The organism is Burkholderia sp. MSMB1589WGS (assembly GCF_001636105.1).
Classification (GTDB): domain Bacteria; phylum Pseudomonadota; class Gammaproteobacteria; order Burkholderiales; family Burkholderiaceae; genus Burkholderia; species Burkholderia humptydooensis.
The window spans coordinates 929,443-955,476 of sequence record NZ_LNJT01000008.1 but is presented as its reverse complement, the minus strand read 5'-3'; the positions used below and the strand labels follow the sequence as shown (position 1 = coordinate 955,476).

Below are 26,034 nucleotides of genomic sequence, written 5' to 3'. Positions count from 1 at the left end.
AAGCATGAGCCAGGAAACCGTCGCCGCATGGCATCCGCTCGGCGCACTCGACGAATTCTCGGAGGGCGAGCCGGCCGCGCGCGTCGTCGGCAACAGGCCGATCGCGGTGTTCCGGTTGGGCGACGACGTGTTCGCGCTGCATGACCTGTGCACGCACGGACACGCACGGCTGTCCGAAGGATTCGCCGAGAACGGCTGCGTCGAGTGTCCGCTGCATCAGGGGCTCTTCGACATCCGCACCGGCGCGCCGAAATGCGCGCCGGTGACGGAGCCCGTGCGCGTGTATCCGGTTCGCATCGTCGACGGTCGGGTCGAGATCCATGTCGACGAATGATCCGTATCTGATCGCGGGCGGCGGGCACGCGGCGCGCCGCGCGGCCGAGACGCTGCGCGAGCGCGATCCTGCCGCGCGCATCGTGATGATCGGCGCGGAGCCCGAGCTGCCGTACGACCGGCCCGCGTTGTCGAAGGACGCGCTCGTCGGCGGCGACGAAGGCGAGCGCCGCGCGTTCGTGCGCGACGCCGCGTGGTATCGCGAGCGCGACATCGCGCTGCGGCTCGGCGTGCGCGTCGAGGCGATCGAGCGCCGCGCGCAGCGGGTGCGCCTGAGCGACGGCGCGAGCCTCGGCTACGCGCGGCTGTTGATCGCGACCGGCTCGCGCGTGCGGCGCTTCGCCGGACCGGTCGACGCCGGCGTGGCCGTCCACTACGTGCGCACGGTCGCCGACGCCCGCGCGCTGCGCGCGGCGCTCGCGCCGGGCAAGCGCGTCGCGGTGCTGGGCGGCGGCTTCATCGGGCTCGAGGTTGCCGCGTCGGCGGTGCGGCTCGGCTGCCGCGCGACGATTGTCGATCCCGCGCCACGGCTGCTTCAGCGCGCAATGCCCGAGGCCGTTGGCGCGTTCGCGCTCGCGCTGCATGCGCGGCACGGCGTCGACGTGCGGCTCCGCGCGCTGCCGGAGCGCATCCGCCGCGGCGCGAACGGCATGGCCGTCGTCGAAACGAGCGCGGGCGGGATCGCGGCCGACGTCGTCGTGGCCGGCATCGGCATCGTGCCGAACGTCGAGCTCGCGCAGGCGGCGGGCCTTCATGTCGACGACGGCATCCGCGTCGACGAGCGGTGCCGCACCGCCGATGCGGCAATCTTCGCGGCGGGCGAGGTCACGCGGCATTTCAACCCGCTCGTCGGCCGGCATTTGCGGATCGAGTCATGGCAGATCGCCGAGAACCAGCCGGCCGTCGCCGCGGCGAACATGCTCGGCGGCGACGAGGCCTACGCGCAATGGCCGTGGCTGTGGTCCGATCAGTACGACTGCAACCTGCAGACGCTCGGGCTCTTCGACGGCGGGCAGACGCTCGTGTTGCGCGGCTCGCCCGAGCGCGACCGCGCATTTTGCGTGTTCGGGCTGAACGCGCGCCGGGAGCTGCGGGCGGTCGCGGCCGTCAACGCGGGGCGCGAGATCGCCGGGTGCCGGCGCTTGATGACGGCGAACGTCGCGCTCGATCCCCCGTGTCTCGCGGATCCGTCGGTCGCGTTGCGCTCGATGCTGCGGGGCGGCGCGCAATGACCGGCGCGCGCCGGCCGTTACGCGCCGGCGTGCGTTTCGCGCAATCGCTCCCGGATCGACGCCGATCGCGCCCGCGCACGCGGCCGATGCTCGCGCGCAGGCGCGATCGTGCGCCGTATCGCTTGCGCGTTCGCGCGCGACCGGTAAGAATCGCGTGTTGACTGACATCCGATAGACAGGCTCGCGAGCCGGGAGACTTTGATGGCCTACGATCAATCGAACATTTTTGCGAAGATCCTGCGTGGCGAGGTGCCGTGCATCCGTTTGTGCGAAACGGACACGACGCTCGCGTTCATGGACATCATGCCGCAATCGAAGGGGCACGCGCTCGTCGTGCCGAAAGAGGCGGCGCAGACGTTCTACGATCTGTCCGAGGCGGCCGCGGCCGAGGCGATGAAGATGACGAAGCGCGTCGCGCTCGCGCTGCGCAGCGCGCTCGAGCCGGAAGGGCTCTTCATCGGCCAGTTCAACGGCGCGGCGGCGGGCCAGACGGTGCCGCACGTGCATTTCCACGTGATTCCGCGCTGGGCCGACGAGCCGCTCAAGATGCACGCGCGCGAAATGGCCGATGCGGCCGAGCTGGAGGCGCTCGCCGTGAGGATTCGCACGGCGCTGTAAGAACCCTTAACAAAATGAACGAAGGGGCTGTTAACCCTCGATGAATGCTGTTAACCTTTTCATTGTTTCGACGACGAAAAGGACATGGCCAAACCGATACTCGACGACGAATTGTGGGCACTCATCGAACCATTGCTGCCCCCTCCCAAACTACGGCGAGCCCGTTATCCGGGGCGCAAGCCGCTCGACAATCGTGCGGTGCTCACCGGCATTCTCTTCGTCTTACAAACAGGCCTGCGCTGGGACCTGCTACCTCGCGAGATGGGTTGCGGCAGCGGCATGAGTTGCTGGCGTCGCCTACGTGACTGGCAAGCCGCAGGCGTCTGGGAGCAGTTGCACGAGGTACTGCTTGCGCGATTGCGTGCAGCCGACCAAATCGACTGGTCTCGCGTCATCGTCGATTCCTCTTCAATCCGCGCTGTGGGCTCAGGTCAAAAACAGGACCGAATCCCACAGACCGCGCGCGACCCGGTTCAAAGCACCATCTCATCACCGAAGCTCAGGGCATCCCGCTCGCGGTGATTCTGACCGGCGCCAACCGCAACGACGTCACTCAACTTCAAGCGCTGGTCGAGGCAATTCCGCCAATCGGCGGCAAGCGTGGCAGACCACTATCGAAGCCTCGGGTCGTTCAGGGCGACAGAGGCTACGACCACGATAAATACCGACGTCCACTGCATGCCGCCGGCATTGCAACCGAAATCGCTCGACGTGGTCAGCCTCATGGTAGTGGGCTAGGCAAAACACGCTGGGTTGTGGAGCGAACCATCTCGTGGCTTCACAACTTCCGCCGACTGCGCATCCGCTTCGAACAGCTCGCTTTCATCCACGAAGCTTTCCTCAGAATCGCCTGCTGCATCATATGCTGGCGACACCTTCAAAAGTCATTCTGTTAACACCTCTAAGCGCGACGGAGGCGACATCGCGCGCCGCGTCATGCGTCAAAGCTGATCGTCGATCGGCAGCAGCAGGCAAAATCCCGCGAGCAGGTTCCGATAGAAGCCCGCGTTCGGATCGACGCTGTACGTGCGCACGCGGCCGTCGGCGACTTCGGTCCACACGAGCGGCCAGGCGGGCGCGTACGCGCCCGCCGCCTGCACCGCGCCGGGCGCGTGCGGCGCATCGGGTGCGAGCGTCACGCGGTAGCTGATCGTCGGCTTCGTTACTTCGTCGAACAGATTCGCGACTTCGTTCGCGAGTTGCGGACTGTGGATCACGAGCGCGAGCTCCGTGTTCAGGTGCGCGGAACGCGGGTCGAGATTCATCGAGCCGATCACGAGAATCTTCCGGTCGATCACGTACGCCTTCGCATGCAGGCTCGCGCGCGAGCGCGAACCCAGCATGCCGATGCGCGATCGGCCCTGATCCGGCTTGTATTCGTACAGCTCGACGCCGTGTTTCAGCATCGCCGCGCGATACGGCGCGTAGCCCGCCTGCACGGCGACCGCGTCCGTCGCGGCGAGCGAATTCGTCAGGATCGCGACGCGCACGCCGCGCGCGGTCAGCCGGCCGAGGGCCTTCACGCCCGCGTCGTGCGGAACGAAATACGGCGACAGCACGAGGAATTCGCGCTGCGCGTCGCGCGTCAGTTCGAAGAGCCGCTGCATCGGCGGGCTCTTGTAGCTGTCGTCGGGCGCGGCGATCTTGTCGGGCGAATCGGCCGTGAATTCCGCGCTCGCCCAGACGAGGCCGAGCTCGTTGCGCGCGATCTGCGCGGCGAGCGGCGTCGCGTTCAGCGGCTTCGCGTTGAACGGCGTCGCATTCGCGCGCCAGTGCGCGCGCAGCGCGTCGCGCGCCGCATCCAGATCCTTCGCGTCGTAGCGCCGTTGATTCAGCGCCGGCAGCGGATACGTGAGCGCGCTCGACCAGTATGCGTCGAAGCTCGTGGAAACGTCGCGCGTGACGGGGCCGGCCGCGAGCACGTCGAGGTCGCGGAACTGCAGCGTCGGGCTCGCGTTGAAATACTCGTCGCCGAGATTGCGCCCGCCGACGATCGCGATCTGGTTGTCCGCGATCATCGCCTTGTTGTGCATCCGGCGCGTGAAATTGTCGATCCGCGTGAAGACGTTCGCGGTGCGCGCGAACATCCCGAGGCGCGCGGCGCCGAACGGGTTGAACACGCGGATTTCGAGGTTCGCGTGCGCGTCGAGCGCGGCCATCAGCCTGTCGACGTCCTTGAAGTTCAGATCGTCGACGAGCATCCGCACGCGCACGCCGCGGTCGGCCGCGTACAGCGCGGCGCCGAGCAGCAGCTTGCCCGTCGTGTCCTCGGCGGCGATGTAGTACTGGATATCGAGCGTCTTCGCCGCCGCGCGCGCGACCGCGATCCGCATCTGCAGCGCCTCGTCGCCGCGCGGCAGCACGACGAAGCCCGATTCGCCCGGATGCACGCGCGCCTGCGCGGCGAGCGCGTCGGCGAGCGGGGTCGGCGCATCGGGCGGCAGCGCGCGCGAGACCGTGCGGTCGAGCGCGGTGGCGGGCGGGTGCGTCGCGCAGCCGGCGAGCCCGAGCGCCGCGCATACGGCGAGCGCGCGCGCGGCGGCCGTCACGATGCGCAGCGGACGGCGCGGCGCAAGGCGGCGGCGGGCGGGGCGATCCGGCACGTTGGGGACTCCTTCGGGCATCTGTCGGAACGAAACGTCGAATCGACGGCGCGGCAGGCCGGTGCACCGCGCGAAGGCATTCTAAGTGGCGCCGACGACGCGGGTCAACCGAGCCGCGCGCCGGCCGGTGTACCATCTGACGAGTCCATTTCTCCCGCTCGCGAAGCCCGTCATGACTCATCCGGCATCCGCCCCGTCCGTCGAAATCAGGCGGCTCTTCGCCGCGCACGCGGCCGACTACCGCGCGATCCGTCTCGCCGCGCTGCGCGACGCGCCGGAGGCGTTCGGCTCGACCTACGACGCGGAGGCCGAGCGTTCCCTCGCCGCGTTCGCGCAGCGGCTCGACAGCTCGATCGTGTTCGGCGCGTACGTGGACGGCGCGATCGCCGGCATGGCCGGCTTCAAGCGGCTGGACGGCGCGAAGGAGCGTCACAAGGGCTTCCTGTGGGGCGTGTACGTCGCGCCCGCCGCGCGGCGGCTCGGCGTCGGCGCGGCGCTGCTCGACGCGGCGCTCGCGGCCGCGGCGCAGACGGTCGAGCAGGTGACGCTTGCCGTCATCGACGGCAACGGCGCGGCGCGCGCGTTCTACGAGCGGCACGGCTTCGTCGCGTACGGCGTCGAGCCGCGCGCGCTCAAGGGCGCGAACGGCTACGCGGACGAGCTGCTGATGGTGAGGTTCCTGCCGTCCGCGCCGCCGCGCGGTTGACGTGCGGAATCGATACGGCCGGATCGCGATGCTCGACGACAAGGAACGGGAACTCCGGAACAGCAAGCGGCGCGCGCTCGCGCTGCTGCTCGCCGCGGCCGGCGTGTTCGCGGCGACGCTGTTCGTGCCGCGCGGTTTCTGGATCGACGGCGTCAAGGCGGTCGCGGAGGCGTCGATGGTGGGCGCGCTCGCCGACTGGTTCGCGGTCGTCGCGCTGTTTCGCCGCGTGCCGATTCCGTTCGTGTCGCGGCATACGGAGATCATTCCGCAGAACAAGGAAAAAATCGCCGACAATCTCGCCGCATTCGTGCACGAGAAGTTTCTCGATCCGGCGTCGATCGTCGCGCTGATCAAGCGGCACGATCCGGCCGCCCGGCTCGCGCAGTGGCTCGCGACGCCGCGCAACGCGGACGTGCTCGGCGGCTACGCGGCGCGCCTCATCGCGTTCGGGCTCGACATGACCGACGACGCGCGCATCCAGTCGTTCATGAAGGACGCGTTCCATGCGGTGCTCGACCGGATCGACCTGTCGCAATCGGCGGGCGCGATCCTCGACACGCTGACGAAGGACGGCCGCCACCAGGCGCTCCTCGACGACGGAATCGCGCAGATCGTCGGATTCCTTCGCGATCCCGACAATCGCGCGTCGATCGCGACGTACATCGTCGACTGGCTCAAATACCAGTTCCCGAAGATGGAGAAGCTGCTGCCGACGAACTGGCTCGGCGAGCACGGCGCGGAGCTGATCTCGAACGTCGTCACGCGGGTGCTCACGCAGATCGCCGAGGACCCGGAGCACCGGCTGCGGCGCAGCTTCGACGACGCGGCCGCGCGCCTCGTCGCGCGGCTGAAGGGCGACCCGGCGTTCATCGGAAAGGGCGAGGAGATCAAGCGCTATCTGCGCGACGGCGACGCGTTCAACCGCTACATGAAGGACCTGTGGGACCAGTTGCGCGCGTGGCTGAAGGCCGACCTCGCGCGCGACGATTCGGTCGTCCACCAGCGCGCGACGGCGCTCGGCGGCTGGCTCGGCGAGCGCCTCGCGCAGAGCCCGCAACTGCGCGATTCGATGAACGAGCACGTCGAGCGCGCGGCGAGCGAGATGGCGCCCGAGTTCGCCGAATTCCTGACGCGGCACATCAGCGACACCGTGAAGAACTGGGACGCGCGCGAGATGTCGCGGCAGATCGAGTTGAACATCGGCAAGGACCTGCAGTACATCCGGATCAACGGCACGCTGGTCGGCGGGCTGATCGGGCTCGGGCTCTACGCGGTGTCGAGCATCGCGCGGTGGGTGGGCGCGCTGCCCTACTGAGGCGCTCGCGCGCCGCCGCATCGCCGCGCGCAAACATCGGCGCCCTGAACGGATTTGACATTCGCGCGCTCGACGCGGGATGCATGCTCATGCTGTAATCGCGCGACCGGGCCGACCGTTCGTTCGGGTTCGGCCGTTCAATCCCAGCGTGGAAGGCGCGTCATGTCCCCGGTCTCGGCATTCAAGCTCGTTTTGCTGTCCTTTCTCGCGATCGTCGCGCTCGAGCTGCTCGCGAAGCGGCTCAAGCTGCCGCCCGCGGCCGCGCTGCTCGTCGGCGGCGCGGGCATCGCGTTCCTGCCTGGGCTGCCGCCCGTCAATCTCGATCCCGATCTCGTGCTGATCGTGTTCCTGCCTCCGCTGCTGATGGACGGCGCGTACTTCTCGGTGTGGGAGGAATTCAAGCGCAACGTCGGCGGCATCATGATGCTCGCGATCGGCGCGGTCGCCTTCACGACGCTCGCCGTCGGCGTTGCCGTGCATCTCGTCGCACCGGGGCTGCCGTGGGCCGCGTGCTTCGCGCTCGGCGCGATCGTGTCGCCGCCCGACGCGGTCGCCGCGAAGGCCGTGCTCGAGCGCGTCGCGCTGCCGCGCCGGCTGATGGTGCTGCTCGAAGGCGAGAGCCTCCTGAACGACGCCGCAGGGCTCGTGCTGTTTCGCTTCGCGGTCGCCGCCGCGCTGACGGGCGCGTTCAGCGCGGGCGACGCCGTCGTGCGCTTCGCGGAGCTCGGCATCGGCGGCGTCGCGGTCGGCGGCGTCGTCGGCTGGCTGATCGTGCGGCTCCTGAAGCTCATCGAAGACGACTATCTGGTGATCACGGTGGCCGTTCTCGCCGCATGGATCAGCTATATCGCGGGCGAGATGTTCGAGGTGTCCGGCGTGATCGCGACCGTGACGACCGGGATGATGCTCGGCTGGCATCAGCACGAGGTGTTCTCGGCGTCGGTGCGCAATCGCGGCACCGCGTTCTGGCAGGTGATCGTGTTCCTGCTCGAGGCGCTCGTGTTCGTGCTGATCGGGCTGTCGCTGCGCGGCGTGATCGAGCGGCTCGGCGGGCTCGGCGAGGTGTTCGCGACGATGACGCCCGCGGTGGTCGCGGTGCTCGTCGCCGTCGTCGCGTCGCGTTTCGTCTGGGTGTTCGCTGTCGAGCTGCTGAAGGCGCCCGTCGCGCGTGTGCGCGGGCGCGGCTTGCGCGGCGACTGGAAGGCGGCGGCCGTGATGAGCTGGGCCGGGATGCGCGGCGTCGTGACGCTCGCGATCGCGCTGTCGCTGCCGGACGCGATGCCGGGCCGCGACCTGATCCTCGTCGCCGCGTTCGCGGTGATTCTCGTCACCGTGCTGCTGCAGGGCACGACGATCGGGCCGCTGATCCGGCTGCTGAAGCTGCGCGATCCGGGACGAGCCGCGCATCATCTGACGGAGCCGCAGACATGGGCGCGCGTCGAGGCCGCGCAACTCGCGGCGATCCAGCCGCTCGTGCGCGACGCCGACGGCAACGTGATCCACCCGCGGCTGCTCGAGCAATATACGTACCGCGCGAACATGACCGCGCGCCATCAGAACGAGCCCGCGTTTGCGCAGAGCGAGCGTGAAGCGCACTATGACGTCGTGCTCGCGGCGATCGCGGCCGGCCGCGCGGAGCTGCTGCGGCTGCATCGCGGCGGGCAGATTCACGACGAGATGCTGTATCTGCTCGAACGCGATCTCGATCTGCAGGAGATTGCGGCCGAGCATGCGAAGGGGTAGCGGCGCGCGCCTGGCGCGTCTGTCATCGTTTCGTAAACCGTGCGGCCCGAAGCGACTTTTTCATCGATCACCTACAATCGGAAAGCGTCCCCGCCACTGGCGCGCCGTCGAGCGCGCGCCGGCTGAACTGGGCTGAAGCGGGCCGCGCCGCGCATCGCCGCGGCTGTTTCGCATGGCTTGCTGTTGCTTTTGTCTGTCGAAGGAAAGGGTCGCGCGCGCCGTAGGCCGGCGCGCGCGTCGCTCAACGCCGCGCGGACCGTAGGCCGGATGCGCGGCACCAACCGAGAGTCCCCATGAAAGCATCCGATCTGTTCGTGAAGGCGCTGGAGGCGGAAGGCGTCCAGTATGTGTTCGGCATTCCCGGCGAGGAAAACCTCGATCTGCTCGAATCGCTGCGGCGATCCCGGATCAAGCTCGTGTTGACCCGGCATGAGCAGGCGGCGGGCTTCATGGCGGCCACCTACGGGCGGCTGACCGGCAAGACGGGCGTATGCCTCGCGACGCTCGGGCCCGGCGCGACGAACTTCGTCACCGCGGCCGCGTATGCGCAACTGGGCGGCATGCCGATGCTGATGATCACCGGGCAAAAGCCGATCAAGTCGAGCAAGCAGGGGCACTTCCAGATCGTCGACGTCGTCGGGATGATGCAGCCGCTCACGAAGCTCACGCGGCAGATCGTGTCGATCGGCAACATTCCGTCTGCGGTGCGCGAGGCGTTCCGGCGCGCGGAGGAAGAGCGCCCGGGCGCGACGCATCTCGAATTGCCCGAGGACATCGCGCATGAGGAGGGCGACGGCGAGCCGATTCCGGCGAGCTACAGCCGCCGGCCGATCGCCGAGGAGAAGGCGCTCGCGCGCGCGATCGACGCGATCCAGGCGGCGCGCCATCCGCTCCTGATGATCGGCGCGGGCGGCAATCGCAAGACCACCTGCAAGATGCTCAAGGAGTTCGTCGACACGACGGGCATTCCGTTCTTCACGACGCAGATGGGCAAGGGCGTGATCGACGAGACGCATCCGCTGTGGCTCGGCAACGCGACGCTGTCGGATGGCGATTTCGTTCACCGCGCGATCGAGCACGCTGACTGCATCATCAACGTCGGCCACGACGTGATCGAGAAGCCGCCGTTCTTCATGCGCGCCGACGACAAGACCGTGATCCACGTGAATTTCCTCGGCGCGCAGGTCGATCCCGTCTACTTCCCGCAGATCGAGGTCGTCGGCGATATCGCGAACGCGGTGTGGCAGATGAAGGAGAAGCTCACGCGGCAGCCGCACTGGGATTTCTCGCGCTTCATGCTGATCAAGGAGCACTTCGAGGCGCACCTGAAGAAGGGGCAGGACGATCCGCGCTTTCCGATGTATCCGGTGCGCATCGTCAACGATCTGTACCGGTCGCTGCCGGAAGATGGCATCGTGTGTCTCGACAACGGCATGTACAAGATCTGGTTCGCACGCTACTGGCGCGCGCACGAGCCGAACTCGCTGCTGCTCGACAACGCGCTCGCGTCGATGGGCGCGGGGCTGCCGTCGGCGATCGCGACGAAGATCGTGCATCCGCAGCGCAAGGTGATCGCCGTGTGCGGCGACGGCGGCTTCATGATGAATTCTCAGGAGCTCGAAACGGCGGTGCGGCTCAAGCTCGATCTCGTTGTGATGATCCTGCGCGACGACGCGTTCGGCATGATCCGCTGGAAGCAGGAGAACATGAACTTCCCCGATTACGCGATGACGCTCGCGAACCCGGATTTCGTCGCGTATGCGCAGAGCTACGGCGCGCACGGGCACCGGATCGCGTCGGCCGACGCTCGAGCCGCTCGTGCGCGAGTGCTTCGCGTCGCCGGGCGTGCATCTGATCGACGTGCCGATCGACTACTCGGACAACGAGCGCGTGCTCAATCGCGAAATCAAGCGCCTGTCGGCGCAACTGTGACGCAGCAGGCGGACCGCGGATCAACCGGACATCAACCGGACGGAGTCATTCGACATGCTGAAGGAAACCTATCCGTATTACCTCGCAAACGAGGCGGTGTACGCGAACACCGATCTCGACGTCACCGACAAGTACAGCGGCACGGTCGCGACGCGCGTCGCGCTTGCCGATGCGAAGGCGATCGACGCCGCGATCGCGGCGGCCGTCGACGCGCAGAAGCCGTTGCGCGCGCTGCCCGCGTTCAAGCGGCAGGCGATCCTCGAACACTGCGTCGCGCGCTTTCGCGAACGCTTCGACGAGCTCGCCGAGGCGCTGTGCATCGAGGCGGGCAAGCCGATCAACGATTCGAAGGGCGAAGTGACGCGCCTCATCGATACGTTCCGTGTCGCGGCCGAGGAATCGGTGCGCATCGAGGGCGGCCTCGTCAATCTCGAAATCTCGCCGCGCGCCCAGGGCTACAGCGGCTATTACAAGCGCGTGCCGATCGGCCCGTGCTCGTTCATCTCGCCGTTCAATTTCCCGCTGAACCTCGCCGCGCACAAGGTTGCGCCCGCGCTCGCCGCCGGCTGCCCGTTCGTGCTGAAGCCCGCGAGCCGCACGCCGATCGGCGCGCTGATCATCGGCGAGGTGCTCGCGGAAACCGATTTGCCGAAGGGCGCGTTCTCGATCCTGCCCGCGCACCGCGACGGCGCCGATCTCTTCACGACCGACGAGCGCTTCAAGCTGCTGTCGTTCACGGGCTCGCCCGCCGTCGGCTGGGCGCTGAAGGAGAAGGCGGGCAAGAAGAAGGTCGTGCTCGAGCTGGGCGGCAACGCGGCGGCGATCGTCGACGCCGACCAGCGCGAACGGCTCGACTACGTCGTCGATCGTCTCGCGTTCGGCGCGTACTACCAATCCGGGCAGAGTTGCATCGGCGTGCAGCGGATCATCGTGCACGCGGACGTCTATGATGCGCTGCGCGAGCGGCTGATCGCGAAGACGCGCTCGCTGAAGATGGGGGATCCGAAGGACCCGGCCACGTTCGTCGGCCCGATGATCTCCGAATCCGAGGCGCGGCGGCTCGCGGGCTGGATGGACGCGGCGGTGGCGGCGGGCGCGAAGATCGTCGCGGGCGGCAAGGTCGACGGCGCGATGTTCGAGGCGACGCTGCTCGAAGAGGTGCGCCGCGATCAGGATCTGTATCGGAAGGAGGCGTTCGGCCCGGTCGCGCTGCTCGAGCGGTACTCCGATTTCGACGACGCGCTCGCGCGCGTGAACGACAGCGACTTCGGCCTGCAGGCGGGCGTGTTCACCGATTCGCTGTCGCATGCGCAGCGCGCATGGGACGAACTCGAAGTGGGCGGCGTCGTGATCAACGACGTGCCGTCATTCCGCGTCGACAACATGCCATACGGCGGCGTGAAGGACTCGGGGCTCGGCCGCGAAGGAATCCGCTACGCGATCGAGGACATGACCGAGCTGCGCTTGATGGTCGTGCGCCGGCGCTGAACGCGGCGGGGCGGTTCGGCGCCGCGTTCGCCCGCGCCTGCGCGGCCTCGCCGCGAGATGTCCGCGGGATTCGTCGGACTTGTTCTTTCGCCATCCGAATCAGACGCGGCGACCGCAGCGGCTGGCACGGGCGGGCGATCGCAGCCAGGCTGCCGCGATCGCGACGATCCGCCATGCCCTCGTCACCGTGTCGCCCGCTGCTCGCTGAGGAAGGTCGCGACCATGCCCATGATCAGCGCCGAATAATGCGTACCGCTGACGATCAGTCCGCCGAATCGCGTCGATCCGGCGCACGGAATCCACGTCGAATGTGGCCATTTTCGAGATAGTTTCGCCAACGCAGTAACTCGGTTTCATGAGGATGCCGTGAATAATTGGATAAGAAAGTGCTGCGCTCGTTTTAAACGAAAATTGCGGGAATATTGAGATAAGGAATCAGCGGCCTCGATCGCCGATATCTCGAAAAAACGGATAGTGACGCGTGATGCGCGGAATGTTCGCGATGGCGCCGGGGCTCGCCTGCGGCGCGCGCGGCTGCACAACGTTCGGCATGCTATCGCCCACCGACCAGACGGTCAAACCGACGTCCCGCGCATCCGGGCGCCGTGGTTTCGCATGTTCGCGCGCACGGCCGGGCGCGACGGCGGCGCGCGTCGCGCGCATGCCGCAAACGCCTGTCCGGCAAGCGTCGCGGACCGTTTCCCTCCCGCCGGCGCACATTCGACGCATGTTCGGCGATCCGCATCGGCGAAAACGTTTGCGCTTCCACATCTTGCAGTGTTGCAGACGCAATTGATAAATCAGACTGTGGCTGGCAGATAACACACTGCACGGATGCAATTGCGTGCCGGGCGTATCCGGCGCATTGTGGCTACCGAATCAACCGGATCGTTCCGATACGCGTTTTTACCGGATCGACCGAAGATTCGATCGTAAAAGGAAGTGAAATGCGCTGCGATTATCGCGCGAGATCGGCGAGTCGACTTAATTTCATTTAATATCGGTGCTTTATATCCGTTTTGAGAAAGAATGAGGGCCCGTTTCATTGCCGTCCTGCGAGGAACGGCGGGCTCGCGCTCACGCGGTCGCATGCCTCACCATGCCGGGCAAGCGAGCGACGAACGGGGCTGGCGGAACAGGCGACAAGGCAACGATTGTGTAGTGCTAAGACATGATGAACAAAACGAGCAGGGATAATGCTCCGGATTCGCTCGAATCGGGGATCTCGGTGCTGCTGGTCGACGACCAGGCGTTCGTCGGCGAAGTGATTCGCCGCTCGCTCGTCCCGGAGAGCGACATCGTGCTGCACACATGCACCGACGCGCAGCGCGCGCTCGCGATGGCGAAGGAAATGAAGCCGACCGTGATCCTGCAGGATCTCGTGATGCCCGACATCGACGGCCTCGACCTCGTGCGCGCGTGGCGCGCCGACGCGCAGACGGCCCGCGTGCCGATCATCGTGCTGTCGGCGAAGGAGGAGCCCGTCGTCAAGCGCGCGGCGTTCGTCGCCGGCGCGAACGACTATCTCGTCAAGCTGCCCGACACGATCGAGCTGATCGCGCGCATCCGCTACCACTCGAATTCGTATCTGATGCTGCGGCAGCGCGACGAGGTGCTCGACTTCCTGTCGCACGACATGCGCACGCCGCAGACGTCGATCCTCGCGCTCCTCGACGTCTATCGCAACGAGCACGGCGCGATGCCGCCGATCCTCGAGCGGATCGAGATGCATGCGCGCCGCGCGCTCGCGCTCGCCGACGGCTTCATTCATCTGACGCGCGCGCAATCGGAGAAACGGCCGAGCGAGACCGTGAGCCTGAACGAGGTCGTGCTCGACGCCGTCGACCAACTCTGGGAGAAGGCGGGCAGCGTCGGCAGCCGCGTGCGCGCGGACGTGCCGCCGACAGAGTGCCTGTGCATCGGCGACCGGATGATGCTCACGCGCGCGGTCGCGAACCTCGTCGATAATGCGCTGAAGTACGGCCCCGCGGGCTCCGAGGTGCGCTGCACGCTCGTCGAGGACGGCGACGGCTGGCTGATCGGCGTCGAGGACGAAGGCGCGGGCATCGCGCCCGAGCAGCGCGCGGCCGCGACCGAATCGTTCGTGCGGCTCGTGCCGGCGGGCGGCGCGCAGCGCGGCGGCTTCGGGCTCGGTCTCGCGTTCGTGCGCGCGACGGCCGCGAAGCATCGCGGGCAGATCCTGATGCGCTACACGCCGCGCGGCTTTCTCGCGGGACTTCGGATTCCGAAGGATGTGAGCGCCGTGTGACGCGTGGCGCGCAATGCGCGCAGCGTTCGCGCGAGGGCACATCTCGTTTGCGGTGGTTCAAGTTACACTCGCGAGGCCCGGGTTGCGCGTCGCGCCGGGATCGATGCGATTCGCCCGGCGCGCCGCGCGCCGCTTCATTCACCTGATTTCCGCCAGCCGGATAGAACGACATGCCCACTGTGACGCCTCGCGCCAGCAACGAGACACTCCGCAAACCCGCCGCCGGCAGCCGGCTCACGTTGGGCAACCGGATCCTGTTCAGCTTCGGCGTGCTGTTCGTGCTGATGCTGTTCATGGCGGCGCTGTCCTACCAGCGCCTGCGCGCGATCAACGACGAGGCGGTCAGCATCGAGCGCGATTCGCTGCCGGGCGTCTATCTCGCGTCGTCGCTGCGCGCGGCGGCGAACGAGTCGTACATCACGCTGCAGCGCGCGGTGTTCGTCGACGCCGATGCCGACGCGACCCGGCGTGATCTCGCGAAGGTGCCGGGCTTGCTCGAAGAGTTCGACAAGCTGTCGTCCGCGTATCAGGCGTCGACGTTTCGCGGCGACGACCAGGAGCGCTTCAACACGTTCCGCGCGGCGTATGACCGCTACCTGCCGCTGTTGAATGACACCGTGCAGAAAGCGCATGGCGCGAAGCCCGACGCGCTCGCCGCGTACGCGAAGATGACGCCGGCGTGGGAAGATGTGATTCGTCATGCGAACATTCTCGTGCAGGAGAACCGGCGCTTCGCCGATCAGTCGGCGACGCTGATCCGCGAATCGGTGCACGGCACCGAGATCACGCTCGCGGTGGCGCTTGGCGTCGTGCTCGTGACCGCGCTCGCGCTCGGCTATCTGCTGCATCGCGCGGTGACGGTGCCGATGGCACGGCTCATCGACGTGCACGACGTGATGCGCACCGGCAACCTGACGCAGCGCCTGAACCTCGGCCGCAGCGACGAATTCGGCACGCTCGAGAGCGGCTTCAACCGGATGGCCGACGAGCTGACCGCGCTCGTCGCGCAGGCGCAGCAGTCGTCGCTGCAGGTGACGACGTCGGTCGCCGAGATCGCGGCGACCTCGCGCGAGCAGCAGGCGACCGCGAACGAAACCGCGGCGACGACGACCGAGATCGGCGCGACGTCGCGCGAGATCTTCGCGACGTCGCGCGATCTGCTGCGTACGATGAACGAAGTGTCGGGGGTGGCCGAGCAGTCGGCGACGCTCGCGGGCGTCGGCCAGAGCGGCCTCACGCGGATGGGCGAGACGATGCGCAGCGTGATGGACGCGGCGGGCTCGGTGAACGCGAAGCTCGCGATCCTCAACGAGAAGGCGATCAACATCAATCAGGTTGTCGCGACGATCACGAAGGTCGCCGACCAGACGAACCTGCTGTCGCTGAACGCGGCGATCGAGGCGGAGAAGGCGGGCGAATACGGGCGCGGCTTCGCGGTCGTCGCGACCGAGATCCGCCGCCTCGCCGATCAGACGGCCGTCGCGACGTACGACATCGAGCAGACGGTGAAGGAGATCCAGTCGGCGGTGTCGGCGGGCGTGATGGGAATGGACAAGTTCTCGGAGGAGGTGCGCCGCGGGATGCGCGATGTCCAGCAAGTGGGCGGGCAGTTGTCGCAGATCATCGCCGAAGTGCAGACGCTCGCGCCGCGCTTCCAGATGGTCAACGAAGGGATGCAGACGCAGGCGAGCGGCGCCGAGCAGATCACGCAGGCGCTCGCGCAACTGTCCGAGGCCGCGCAGCAGACAGCGGAATCGCTGCGGCAGTCGTCGCAGGCGATCGACGACCTGACGCTCGTCGCGAACCAGTTGCGCACCGGCGTGTCGCGCTTCAAGGTCGACGCATGATGCGCGCGTGACGGGAAAGGCGGAGCCGACATGCTGTTCCTGCTGTTCCACCTCGACGGCGAGCGCTACGCGCTCGATGCGGCGGAGATCGCCGAAGTGCTGCCGCTCGCCGCGACGAAGACGATTCCCGGCGCGCCCGCATGGGCGGCCGGGATCCTGATGCATCGCGGCGAGCCGGTGCCGGTGATCGACGTGCCGCGGCTCGCGCTCGGGCGCCCCGCGCAGCCGCTGCGCTCGACGCGGCTCGTGCTCGTGCGCTACCGGCCGCCCGCGTCCGCCGAGCAGGCGTTCGCGCCGCCGCGCACGCGCCTGCTCGGGCTCATCGTCGAACGCGCGACGCAGACCGCGCGGATTGCGCGCGCCGCGTTTCGCGACAGCGGATTCGCGACGCCGCACGCGCGCTGGCTCGGACCGATAGCGAGCGATGCTGACGGCGTCGTGCAGTGGGTCGCGGTCCAGCATATCGTCGACGGCGACGCGCGCGCGTTGCTGTTCGACTACGCAGCGTCGCTCGATGCGCACGGCGCGCCGGCGGGAGGCGGGCAATGAACGTCTTCGATCCGCGTTTTCATGCGTGGCTCTCGCGCGAGACCGGCATCGATCCCGCGTCGCTCGGCAACGATTTCGTCGCGCGCGCGCTCGGCGAGCGGATCGCCGCGACGCAGCCCGGCGCGGGCGACGGCGCGGCCGCGCAGGCGGGCCACCCGCAGCAGCCGATCACCGACGAGGCGCTCGACGCGTACTGGCGGCGCCTGAACGCATCGACCGACGAGCGGCGCGCGCTGATCGAATTGTTCGTCGTGCCTGAGACCTGGTTCTTCCGCGAGTGCGAGGCGTTCGGCGCGCTCGCGCGGCTCGGCGCGCAGCGTCTCTTCGCGCAGCCCGCGCGCGTGCTGCGAATCCTGAGCGCGCCGTGCTCGACGGGCGAGGAGCCGTATTCGGCGGCGATGGCGCTGCTCGACGCGGGCATCGATGCGGCGCGCTTCGAGATCGACGCGCTCGACATCAGCGCGCGCGCGATCGCGCACGCGGAGCGCGCGCGCTACGGCCGCAACTCGTTTCGCGGCCACGCGCTCGGCTTTCGCGACCGGCATTTCAAGGCGGCGGCCGACGGCTGGGTGCTCGACGAGCGGGTGCGCACGTGCGTGCGGTTCCGGCAGGCAAATCTGCTCGATCTGCCCGGCTGCTCGGGCGAGCCGTACGACTTCGTGTTCTGCCGCAACGTGCTGATCTATTTCGATCGGGGCGCGCAGGATCGCGTCGTGCGGATCGTCGAAGAGCGGCTCGACGAGCGCGGCATCCTGTTCGTCGGGCCGGCCGAGACGGGCGTCGTGATGCGGCAGGGGCTTGCGTCCGCGCAGATTCCGCTCGCGTTCGCGTTTCGCAAGCCGGCTGCCGATGCGTCGACGCGGCCCGGCGCGAGCGGCGTCGGCGCGCAAGGGGCGGGCGGCGCGCGGCGCGGCGCGGCGGCGACGGGAAGTGCAGGCATCGCGGGAAGTGCAGGCGCTGCGGGCGGCGATCGCACGCCGACGCTCGGCGGCACGCTGCGCGCGATCGCGCAGGAATGGCTCTTCGATGCCGGCTGGCCGACGCCCGAGCCGATCGCGCGCGCGATCGACGGTGGGCCGCCCGCGTTCGAATCGTTCGCCGCGCGTCCGGCATTCGATACGCTGCCCGACGCGTCGGCCGATGCCGGCCGGCTCGCATCGGCGGCGGCCACGCGCAATGCCGGCGCGGCGCCGCGCGCGACCGACGCTTCGCATGCGGGCGCGCTCGCCGAAGCGCCGCTCGACGCCGCCCGCCGCCTCGCCGACGCCGGCGCGCTCGACGCCGCGCAGCAGGCGGTGCACGCGTCGATCGAGCAGTCCGGCCCGAGCGCCGGAGCGTTCTACCTGCTCGGCCTGATCGCCGACGCGCGAGGCCGCGGCGACGAAGCGACGGACTGCTATCGGAAGGCGCTGTACCTCGATCCGTCGCATTACGAAGCGCTGACTCATCTGGCGACGCTGCTCGACATCGCGGGCGATCGGGACAGCGCACAATGGCTGATGCAACGGGCCCGACGCGCGGCCCAGTACGAATCGGCCGCGTCCGTGACCGACACGGACGACGGCGAACCGAGAGGAACCCATGGAACGCGACGTCGTTGAGCGACCGAAGATCGCATTCGACATCGATGCCTGCTGGAATCGCATCGGCACGCGCGGCGACCGCTCGTGCGAGCGGCTCGATACCTGTCGACGCTGCCTGAACTGCCCGGTGTACGAGCGGCACGCGGCGCTGCTGCTCGACCGGCCGCTGACCGACGCGGATCTCGCCGAGGCGGCGCGTCTTGCCGCCGAGCGCGCGCCGCGCTCGAACGCGGCGCCGGCGGCGCGCGACGGCGACGGCGAAGCCGAGTCCGGTCATTCGGCGCTCGCGTTTCGCGTCGCCGACGAATGGCTCGCGCTGCCGATTCGCGCACTGCGCGAGATCACCGATACGCGCTCGATCCATCCGCTGCCGCATCGGCGCAACCGCGCGGTGCTCGGCATCGTCAACGTGCGCGGGATGCTGCGCGTCGCGGTGTCGCTCGCCGAGCTGCTGAGCCTCGATGCGCGCGCCGATCGCGCCGCGTCGCGCACGAGCTTCACGCGGATGCTCGTCGTCGCGCATCGCGGCGATCCGGTCGTGTTTCCGGTCGACGCAGTCGAAGGCGTGCTGCGCTTCACGCCCGCCGACTGGATGCCGGTGCCGGCCACCGTCGCGCGCGCGGGCGCCGTGCATTCGCGCGGCGTGTTCGCGTGGCGCGGCAAGACGATCGGCCTGCTCGACGAGGACCGCCTGTTCGATTCGCTGACGCGGAGCCTGCGATGAGCGCCGACGACGATCTCGGCCGCGCGTCGCTGCTCGAGCTGTTCCGCGAGGAGACGCACACGCAGACGCAGGCGCTGTCCGAGCGGCTGCTCGCGCTCGATCGCGGCGCGCAGGACGCGGCGACGCTCGAGGCGTGCATGCGCGCCGCGCATTCGCTCAAGGGCGCGGCGCGGATCGTCGGCGTGCCGCAGGGCGTCGACATCGCGGGGCGGATGGAGGATTGCTTCGTCGCCGCGCAGCACGGCCGGCAGCCGCTGACGCCGTGCCACGTCGACGCGCTGCTGACGGGCGTCGATCTGCTCGTGCGCGTCGGCGATCCGCAGACGGCGGCGTCGGTCGCGCCGCACGAGATCGACGCGTTCGCGGCGGCGCTCGCGGCGGCGGAGGCGGGGGCGAGCGCAGCGAGCGCGGACGCGGACGCCGGCGACGCACGCGACGCACGCGACGCACGCGACGCGCGTGACGCGCGTGATGCGCGTGATGCGCGGCAAACTGGCGATGCGCACGATGCGCACGATGCGACTGCGGCCGACATGCCGCGCGACGCCTTGCCCCACGACGCCCCCCGGCCGTCCTCCCGCGCGCAGGACGCGGACCGCGCGTCGAGCCAGGTGCGCCGCGTGCGCGCCGACACGCTGAACCGGTTGTTGAGCCTGTCCGGCGAGTCGCTCGTCGAGTCGCGCTGGCTGAAGCCGTTCGCCGAATCGATGCTGCGCGTGAAGCGCGCGCAGCGCGATGCGGCGCGCTCGCTCGATTCGGCCTTCGAAGTGCTCGCCGACGATGCGGACCCGCGCGTGCGCGCCGCGCTCAACGAGGTGCGGCAGATGTTCACCGACTTGCAGCGCACGTTCGCGGCGCGGCTCGACGAGCTCGACCGCTTCGAGCGCCGCAGCTCGCACATCGCCGAGCAGTTGTACGACGAGGCGCTGCAATGCCGGATGCGTCCGTTCGGCGACGCGACGCGCGCGTACCCGCGCGTCGTGCGCGATCTCGCACGCTCGCTCGGCAAACGTGTGCGCTTCTCGATCGTCGGCGAGGCGACGCAGGTCGACCGCGACATCCTCGACATGCTCGACGCGCCGCTCGGCCACCTGCTGCGCAACGCGATCGACCACGGCGTCGAGCCGCCCGATGCGCGGCTCGCGCGCGGCAAGCCGGCTGAAGCGACCATCACGCTCGAGGCGCGGCACAGCGCCGGGTCGCTCCTCGTCAGCGTGAGCGACGACGGCCCCGGCGCCGATCTGGCCGCGGTGCGCGCGGCGATCGTCCGCCACAACCTGACCGACGAGGACACGGCCGCGCGCCTGTCCGACCCGGAGCTGCTCGAATTCCTGCTGCTGCCGGGCTTCTCGATGCGCGAGCAGGTGACCGACGTGTCGGGCCGCGGCGTCGGCCTCGACGCGGTGCAGGAGATGGTGAAATCGGTGCGCGGCGCGGTGCGGATCTTCAACGAGCCGGGCCTCGGCATGCGCTTCGTGCTGCAGTTGCCGCTCACGCTGTCGGTGATCCGCAGCCTGATCGTCGACGTCGGCGGCGAGCCGTACGCGTTCCCGCTCGTGCAGGTGCGCCGCACGCTCGAGCTCGACCGCGCGGACCTCGACGTGCTCGAGGGCCAGCCGCATTTTCCGCTCGACGATCGCCGCGTCGGCCTCGTCACCGCGCATCAGTTGTTCGATGCGGGCGAGCTCGACGAGAGCCGGCCGACGACGGCCGTCGTCGTCGTCGGAGGCGAGCCGGAGACTTACGGCGTCGCGGTCGACCGTTTCCTCGGCGAGCGGATGCTCGTCGTGCAGCCGTTAGACGGACGCCTCAACAAAATTCAGAACATTGCGGCGGGCGCTTTGCTGGAAAATGGCGATCCGGTGCTGATCGTCGACGTCGAGGATCTGATCCGCTCGATCGACAAGCTGATTCGCGGCGGCCAGCTCGCGACGGTGCGCCGCGGCGATCAGGATGCGCTCGCGCGGCGCGCGAAGCGCGTGCTCGTCGTCGACGATTCGCTGACCGTGCGCGAGCTCGAGCGCAAGTTGCTCGAGAAGCGCGGCTACGACGTGACGATCGCGATCGACGGCATGGACGGCTGGAACGCGATTCGCGGCGACAGCTTCGATCTCGTCGTCACCGACATCGACATGCCGCGGATGGACGGCATCGAGCTCGTCACGCTGATCAAGGGCGATCCGCTGCTCAAAGCGGTGCCGGTGATGATCGTGTCGTACAAGGATCGCGACGAGGACCGGCGGCGCGGGCTCGAAGCGGGCGCCGACTATTACCTGGCGAAGGGCGGCTTCCACGACGAGGCGTTGCTCGATGCCGTGCAAGACCTGATTGGGGACGCGTAAGAAGCCATGAACATCGGCATCGTCAACGACTTGCCGCTCGCCGTCGAGGCGCTGCGCCGCGCGATCGCGCTGCGGCCCGAGCACCGCGTGCTGTGGGTCGCGACGGACGGCGCGCAGGCCGTCGATTTCTGCGTCGCGCAGCCGCCGGACCTCGTCCTGATGGACCTCGTGATGCCGCGGATCGACGGCGTGTCGGCGACGCGCAGCATCATGGCGCGCTCGCCGTGCGCGATCCTGATCGTCACCGCGAACGTCGGCGCGAACGCGTCGTACGTCTACGAGGCGATGGGCGCGGGCGCGCTCGACGCGGTCGACACGCCGACGCTCGAGCAGGGCGGCAGCGCCGATCCGTCGCAGCCGCTGCTCGTGAAGATCGACCAGATCGGCCGGCTGCTCGCGACGCGCTCGCCCGTGGCCGCGCCCGCCGCCGCCGCGCCCGCGCCGCAGGGCGCGCTGCCGCCGCTCGTCGCGATCGGCGCGTCGGCGGGCGGGCCGACTGCGTTGACCGCGCTGCTGCGGCGGCTGCCGGGCGATTTTCCGGCGGCGATCGTGATCGTCCAGCATGTCGACCAGGCGTTCGCGATCGGCATGGCGCAGTGGCTCGACGGCTACTCGCAGTTGCCGGTGCGCATCGCGCGGCAGGGCAGCGTGCCGCAGGCGGGCGAGGTGCTGCTCGCGGCGACGAACGACCACCTGCACCTGACGTCGCGCGGATTGCTCGCGTATACGCGGCGTCCGGAAGAGACGCCTTACCGGCCATCGGTCGACGTGTTCTTTCACAGCGTCGTCGATCACTGGAAGGGCGAGGCGATCGGCGTGCTGCTGACGGGCATGGGACGCGACGGCGCGCTCGGTCTGAAGGCGATGCGCACGAAGGGGCATTACACGATCGCGCAGGACGAAGCGACGAGCGCGGTGTACGGAATGCCGAAGGCGGCCGCCGCGATCGGCGCGGCGAGCGCGGTGCTGCCGCTCGAGCGGATCGCCGATCAACTGATCTCGCTCGTTCAGCGCAACAAGCAGCGCTGGCGCTGAGGCCGCGCGCGTTCGTCGCGCGCCCCCATGCGGCGCCGGTCTCTCGCTGCGATTCGCCCGCCGAATCCGGTTTCGATTTCGACGTCGGCCTCGATTTCTTCGCCAAGAACGCCTGCATGCGATCGCCGATAATGTCGAGCGGCAGATGTGCGTTTCTTCCAGACGTGCAGGAGCGGCGGCCCGCGTTCGGCGGACCGTGCGGGGCGGTCCTGCGTTCGTCGTATGCGCGCGCTTCGCCGGCCGGCGAGCCGTTTGCCGCGGTCCCGGCCGATTGCGCGCGCATGGCGACGGGCCCGGTTCGAGCCGCCGACGGGCCCGCTGCATCCTGAAACGTCATTCCACGACTCAGGAGAGCATCATGCAGGCGCTTGGCGTGAAGGCATTGGTATTCGACGTGTTCGGCACCGTGGTCGACTGGCGTTCCGGCGTCATTCGCGACGCGACGCCGTTTCTTGCGAAGTACGGCGGCGCGGGAGCCGATCCGGCCGCTTTCGCGGATGCGTGGCGCGCGCGCTATTCGCCCGCGATGGAGCACGTGCGCAGCGGCCGCCGGCCGTTCACGCGGCTCGACGTGCTGCATCGGGAGAATCTCGAAGCGATCCTGCCCGCGTTCGGCATCGATCGCGCGGGCGTGGCCGACGCCGATCTCGACGCACTGAATCTCGCGTGGCACCGGCTCGATCCGTGGCCCGATTCGGTCGCGGGGCTCGCGCGGCTGAAGGCGCGCTACATCATCGCACCGCTGTCGAACGGCAACGTGATCCTGATGATCGACATGGCGAAGCGCGCGGGATTGCCGTGGGACGCGATCCTCGGCGCCGAAGTGGCGCAGGCGTACAAGCCGACGCCCGAAGCGTACCTGCGCACGGCCGACATCCTCGCGCTGCGTCCCGACGAGGTGTGCCTCGTCGCCGCGCACAACGGCGACCTCGCGGCCGCGCGGCGCTGCGGCTATCGGACCGCGTTCGTCGCGCGCCCGCGCGAGCACGGTCCCGCGCAGACGGCCGATCTGCGCGCGGAGCAGGATTGGGACGTCGTCGCGGCGGATTTCGTCGAGCTCGCGGAGCGCTTCGGCGCGTGACGGCATTCACGTCCACGTTTGCTTTCGCGCCCGCCGTCACCGCGCCGGTTGCCGCGTGCGCGCGGCATCGCGTACAATCCGCGGCGACCGGAGATGGCATGCCTCCGTACAACCGCCGGCGAGCCGGCTGATGATGCCTACGCGTTCCTGGGTGCAGGAGGTCGTAGGCCATCCGTAGCAAGCGGCGTCCTGCCGCCCGGGTTTGATGTCCTGTCGAATCTGGAAATTCATGAAACGTCTGCACACCCTCGAGCCCGTCGCGGCGCTCGCGCATCTGTGCCGCTGGCTCGCGCTGTCGGCCGCCGTCGGCGCGCTCGCCGGATCGGCGTCCGCGCTCTTCCTTTGGGCGCTCGATCTCGCCACCGGCACGCGCGTCGCGCATCCGTGGCTGCTGTGGCTGCTGCCCGCGGCGGGCTTCGCGACCGGCTGGGTCTATCAGCGCGTCGGCCGGTCCGTCGAGCGCGGCAACAACCTGCTGATCGACGAGATCCACGATCCGCAGACGATCGTGCCGAAGCGGATGGCGCCGCTCGTGCTCGTCGCGACCGTCGTCACGCATCTGTTCGGCGGCTCCGCCGGGCGCGAAGGCACCGCGGTGCAGATGGGCGGCGCGCTCGCCGATCGCGTCACGCAGCTCGCCGGGCTCGATCGCGACGATCGCCGGATCATGCTGATGAGCGGGATCGCCGCGGGCTTCTCCTCGGTGTTCGGCACGCCGCTCGCGGGCGCGGTGTTCGGCCTCGAAGTGCTCGCGATCGGCCGGCTGCGTTACGACGCGCTCTTCGCGTGCGTCGCGGCGTCGATCGTCGCGGATGCGGTGTGCCGGCAATGGGGCATCCATCACACCGTCTACGTCGTGCCGTTCGTGCCCGCGCTGAGCGCGGCGGGCGTTGCGTCGGCGGTGGCGGCGGGCGTCGCGTTCGGCGTCGTCGGCCGGCTGTTCGCCGCCGCGACGCACGCGCTCGGCGCGCTCGCGAAGCGCCGGATCGCGTATCCGCCGCTGCGGCCCGTCGCGGGCGGCGCGCTCGTCGCGCTCGCGGCGACGCTGCTGCATGCGCCGCAGTATCTCGGCCTCGGCATCCCGACGATCGAGGCCGCGTTTCGCGGGCCGCTGCCCGTCTACGATTTCGCGGGCAAGTTCGCGTTCACGGTCGTCACGCTCGCGTCGGGCTTCAAGGGCGGCGAAGTGACGCCGCTCTTCTACATCGGCGCGACGCTCGGCAACGCGCTGTCGCATCTGCTCGCGCTGCCGGTTCCGGTGCTCGCCGGGCTCGGCTTCGTCGCGGTGTTCGCCGGCGCGGCGAATACGCCGATCGCATCGACGATCATGGCGATCGAGTTGTTCGGCGCGCCGATCGGCGCGTATGCGGCGCTGGCTTGCGTCGTCGCGTATCTGTTCTCCGGGCACGCGGGCATCTATCGCGCGCAACGGATCGGTCACGCGAAGCTGCCGGGGCCGCGCGGCGAGGCGAGCCTCGCGAACGCGGTGGCGGGGGAATCGGCGCCGAGGTGATCGCGCGTCGCGGCGCGGCGACGAAGCGGGGCGGGCGCGATTGTCGGCGCGCGCGTCGAATGCGCGGCGCGCGCGTCAATTGCGCGCTGACGGCGAACTGACCGGATGGCGAACTGGTTGCGAACTGATGGATCGCGGACCGAGCGGCGGAGCCGGCTCACACCGGCTGCCGGCGTCCGCGCGCGAGCGTCGGGCCGCTCGACGCCGCGCGCGACGGCAGACGCCAGGCGACATACGCGAGCGCTGCGAGCGCCGGAAACACGAGCACGCTCGCCTCGGGGCCGACCGTGCCGCCGCTCAGCCAGACGGGGCCGATCGCGTGGCTCCTGAACAGCGCGCCGGGCGCGGTGAGCCCGCTGTCGGCCGCGCCGAACAGGAACGATTCGCTCCAGTTCCACATCGCATGCTCGCCGAGCACCCACCACAGCGAGCCGGTGCGCCAGATCGCGAGACACGCGACGAGCCCGTAGATCACGACGGGCACGATGCCCGCGATGTTCTCGTTGCGATTCGACACGTGCGAGATGCCGAAGGCGAGTGACGTGAGCGCCGCCGCGACGACGGGGTGCGTGCGCTGCGCGAGCTTCATGAACGCATAGCCGCGAAACGCGACTTCCTCGGCGAGCGCGACGAGCACGAACGCGGCCGCCCACGCAACGGCCGATTCGGATGCGGCCGCTCCGCTCACGCCCGAGTATTCGATCGTCGCGCCGCCCGTCGCGACGAGCAGGCCCATGATCGCCGACACCGCGACGAGACCGCAGAACGCGCCCCAGGCGAAATGCGCCGCGCCGCGCGGCGCGCGCAGGCCGTAATCGAGCCACGAGCGGCGATCGAGGCGGCTCATCACGCGCGTTGCGATCAGCGCGGCCGCGCACAGCGCGAGCTCGAACGGAATCTGTCCGGCCGCGCTCAGATCGCTGCGCGGCCGGAACGGATGATGCGCGATGCGCGCCGCAAAGCCGAGCGCGAGCAGGACCGCCGCGACGATCGCCGCGTAAAGCAGCACGGCCCAGCCGGCGCGCAGGCCGTCGGCGCCGTGCCAGATGCGTTTGAGTCGAGGCGGTAACGGGGGCGGCCAGCCGGTTTTGTTCACATCTCCCATTTGCGCGTCCCTGGAT

20 protein-coding genes, 2 pseudogenes and 1 riboswitch are annotated in these 26,034 nt (G+C 69.2%); of the genes and pseudogenes, 19 read left to right on the top strand and 3 right to left on the bottom strand.

Features of this window, described 5'->3' with window-relative positions; translation table 11 throughout:
* Positions 1-4: 4 nt before the first annotated feature.
* The 4 genes from andAb to WT16_RS32345 all read left to right on the top strand — a co-directional run bounded on the left by andAb (position 5) and on the right by WT16_RS32345 (position 3,079).
* Positions 5-334: an anthranilate 1,2-dioxygenase ferredoxin subunit AndAb gene (gene andAb / locus WT16_RS22005; protein WP_059928992.1), complete on the top strand. Its 330-nt coding sequence runs from the start codon at positions 5-7 to the stop codon at positions 332-334.
* Positions 321-1,565: an anthranilate 1,2-dioxygenase system ferredoxin--NAD(+) reductase gene (gene andAa / locus WT16_RS22000; RefSeq protein ID WP_063534206.1), complete on the top strand. Its 1,245-nt coding sequence runs from the start codon at positions 321-323 to the stop codon at positions 1,563-1,565. Before andAb ends, andAa begins: the two co-directional genes overlap by 14 nt.
* A 201-nt stretch (positions 1,566-1,766) precedes the next feature.
* Positions 1,767-2,183 carry an HIT family protein gene (locus tag WT16_RS21995; RefSeq protein ID WP_015603839.1) on the top strand — a complete coding sequence of 139 codons (417 nt, stop codon included), beginning with the start codon at positions 1,767-1,769 and terminating at the stop codon, positions 2,181-2,183.
* A gap of 84 nt (positions 2,184-2,267) precedes the next feature.
* A protein-coding gene (locus tag WT16_RS32345) for an IS5 family transposase (protein ID WP_197486474.1) occupies positions 2,268-3,079 on the top strand; the annotation gives its coding sequence in 2 pieces (ribosomal slippage) (positions 2,268-2,616 and positions 2,616-3,079; 813 coding nt in all).
* A 45-nt stretch (positions 3,080-3,124) separates the two neighbouring features.
* Here the strand turns inward: WT16_RS32345 and WT16_RS21990 are convergent.
* Positions 3,125-4,786: a phospholipase D family protein gene (locus tag WT16_RS21990; protein WP_063534933.1), complete on the bottom strand. Its 1,662-nt coding sequence runs from the start codon at positions 4,784-4,786 to the stop codon at positions 3,125-3,127.
* On the opposite strand from WT16_RS21990, the pseudogene WT16_RS35095 reads away from it, so the two are divergent.
* The 6 genes and pseudogenes from WT16_RS35095 to WT16_RS21965 form a co-directional block, all read left to right on the top strand.
* Positions 4,748-4,871 (top strand): annotated as a pseudogene (locus WT16_RS35095) (ubiquinol oxidase subunit II); the annotation flags it as partial. The gene WT16_RS21990 and the pseudogene WT16_RS35095 sit on opposite strands and share 39 nt — an antisense overlap.
* 87 nt (positions 4,872-4,958) lie before the next feature.
* Positions 4,959-5,492, top strand: coding sequence for a GNAT family N-acetyltransferase (locus WT16_RS34545; RefSeq protein ID WP_063534934.1), 534 nt, complete (start codon positions 4,959-4,961; stop codon positions 5,490-5,492).
* A 28-nt stretch (positions 5,493-5,520) separates the two neighbouring features.
* A complete protein-coding gene (locus tag WT16_RS21980) occupies positions 5,521-6,807 on the top strand; it encodes a DUF445 domain-containing protein (RefSeq protein WP_063534205.1) in 1,287 nt (428 codons plus the stop codon).
* A gap of 162 nt (positions 6,808-6,969) precedes the next feature.
* Positions 6,970-8,550, top strand: a complete 1,581-nt coding sequence (locus WT16_RS21975; RefSeq protein ID WP_063534204.1) for a Na+/H+ antiporter — start codon at positions 6,970-6,972, stop codon at positions 8,548-8,550.
* Between the two features lie 293 nt (positions 8,551-8,843).
* Positions 8,844-10,482 (top strand): annotated as a pseudogene (locus tag WT16_RS21970) (acetolactate synthase large subunit).
* A gap of 54 nt (positions 10,483-10,536) precedes the next feature.
* Entirely contained in the window at positions 10,537-11,970 is a 1,434-nt protein-coding gene (locus WT16_RS21965) for an aldehyde dehydrogenase family protein (RefSeq protein ID WP_063534203.1), read from the top strand.
* 435 nt (positions 11,971-12,405) lie between these two features.
* Here WT16_RS21965 and WT16_RS35090 read toward each other — a convergent pair whose 3' ends face one another.
* Positions 12,406-12,633, bottom strand: a complete 228-nt coding sequence (locus WT16_RS35090) for a hypothetical protein (RefSeq protein ID WP_082874961.1) — start codon at positions 12,631-12,633, stop codon at positions 12,406-12,408.
* A 508-nt stretch (positions 12,634-13,141) separates the two neighbouring features.
* Between WT16_RS35090 and WT16_RS21950 the strand changes: the two genes are divergently transcribed.
* From WT16_RS21950 to WT16_RS21910, 9 genes are all read left to right on the top strand, one after another.
* Positions 13,142-14,239, top strand: coding sequence for a hybrid sensor histidine kinase/response regulator (locus WT16_RS21950; protein WP_015603468.1), 1,098 nt, complete (start codon positions 13,142-13,144; stop codon positions 14,237-14,239).
* 170 nt (positions 14,240-14,409) lie between these two features.
* Positions 14,410-16,086 (top strand): methyl-accepting chemotaxis protein, encoded by a 1,677-nt coding sequence (locus WT16_RS21945; RefSeq protein WP_063534202.1) that lies wholly within the window; start codon positions 14,410-14,412, stop codon positions 16,084-16,086.
* 30 nt (positions 16,087-16,116) lie between these two features.
* Positions 16,117-16,635, top strand: coding sequence for a chemotaxis protein CheW (locus tag WT16_RS21940; protein ID WP_015603124.1), 519 nt, complete (start codon positions 16,117-16,119; stop codon positions 16,633-16,635).
* Positions 16,632-18,236 (top strand): CheR family methyltransferase, encoded by a 1,605-nt coding sequence (locus WT16_RS21935; RefSeq protein ID WP_063534201.1) that lies wholly within the window; start codon positions 16,632-16,634, stop codon positions 18,234-18,236. Before WT16_RS21940 ends, WT16_RS21935 begins: the two co-directional genes overlap by 4 nt.
* Positions 18,217-18,942: a chemotaxis protein CheW gene (locus WT16_RS21930; protein ID WP_063534200.1), complete on the top strand. Its 726-nt coding sequence runs from the start codon at positions 18,217-18,219 to the stop codon at positions 18,940-18,942. The genes WT16_RS21935 and WT16_RS21930 overlap by 20 nt, the downstream gene beginning before the upstream one ends.
* Positions 18,939-21,284 carry a hybrid sensor histidine kinase/response regulator gene (locus WT16_RS21925; RefSeq protein WP_063534199.1) on the top strand — a complete coding sequence of 782 codons (2,346 nt, stop codon included), beginning with the start codon at positions 18,939-18,941 and terminating at the stop codon, positions 21,282-21,284. The genes WT16_RS21930 and WT16_RS21925 overlap by 4 nt, the downstream gene beginning before the upstream one ends.
* Before the next feature lie 6 nt (positions 21,285-21,290).
* Positions 21,291-22,319, top strand: coding sequence for a chemotaxis response regulator protein-glutamate methylesterase (locus tag WT16_RS21920; RefSeq protein ID WP_015603743.1), 1,029 nt, complete (start codon positions 21,291-21,293; stop codon positions 22,317-22,319).
* Between the two features lie 358 nt (positions 22,320-22,677).
* Entirely contained in the window at positions 22,678-23,400 is a 723-nt protein-coding gene (locus WT16_RS21915; protein ID WP_006027992.1) for a haloacid dehalogenase type II, read from the top strand.
* A gap of 80 nt (positions 23,401-23,480) precedes the next feature.
* A riboswitch (Fluoride riboswitch) is annotated at positions 23,481-23,547 on the top strand.
* A gap of 82 nt (positions 23,548-23,629) precedes the next feature.
* Positions 23,630-24,913 carry a voltage-gated chloride channel family protein gene (locus tag WT16_RS21910; protein ID WP_059928966.1) on the top strand — a complete coding sequence of 428 codons (1,284 nt, stop codon included), beginning with the start codon at positions 23,630-23,632 and terminating at the stop codon, positions 24,911-24,913.
* A gap of 157 nt (positions 24,914-25,070) precedes the next feature.
* Here WT16_RS21910 and WT16_RS21905 read toward each other — a convergent pair whose 3' ends face one another.
* Positions 25,071-26,018: a CPBP family intramembrane glutamic endopeptidase gene (locus tag WT16_RS21905; RefSeq protein WP_059928963.1), complete on the bottom strand. Its 948-nt coding sequence runs from the start codon at positions 26,016-26,018 to the stop codon at positions 25,071-25,073.
* Between the last annotated feature and the right edge of the window lie 16 nt (positions 26,019-26,034).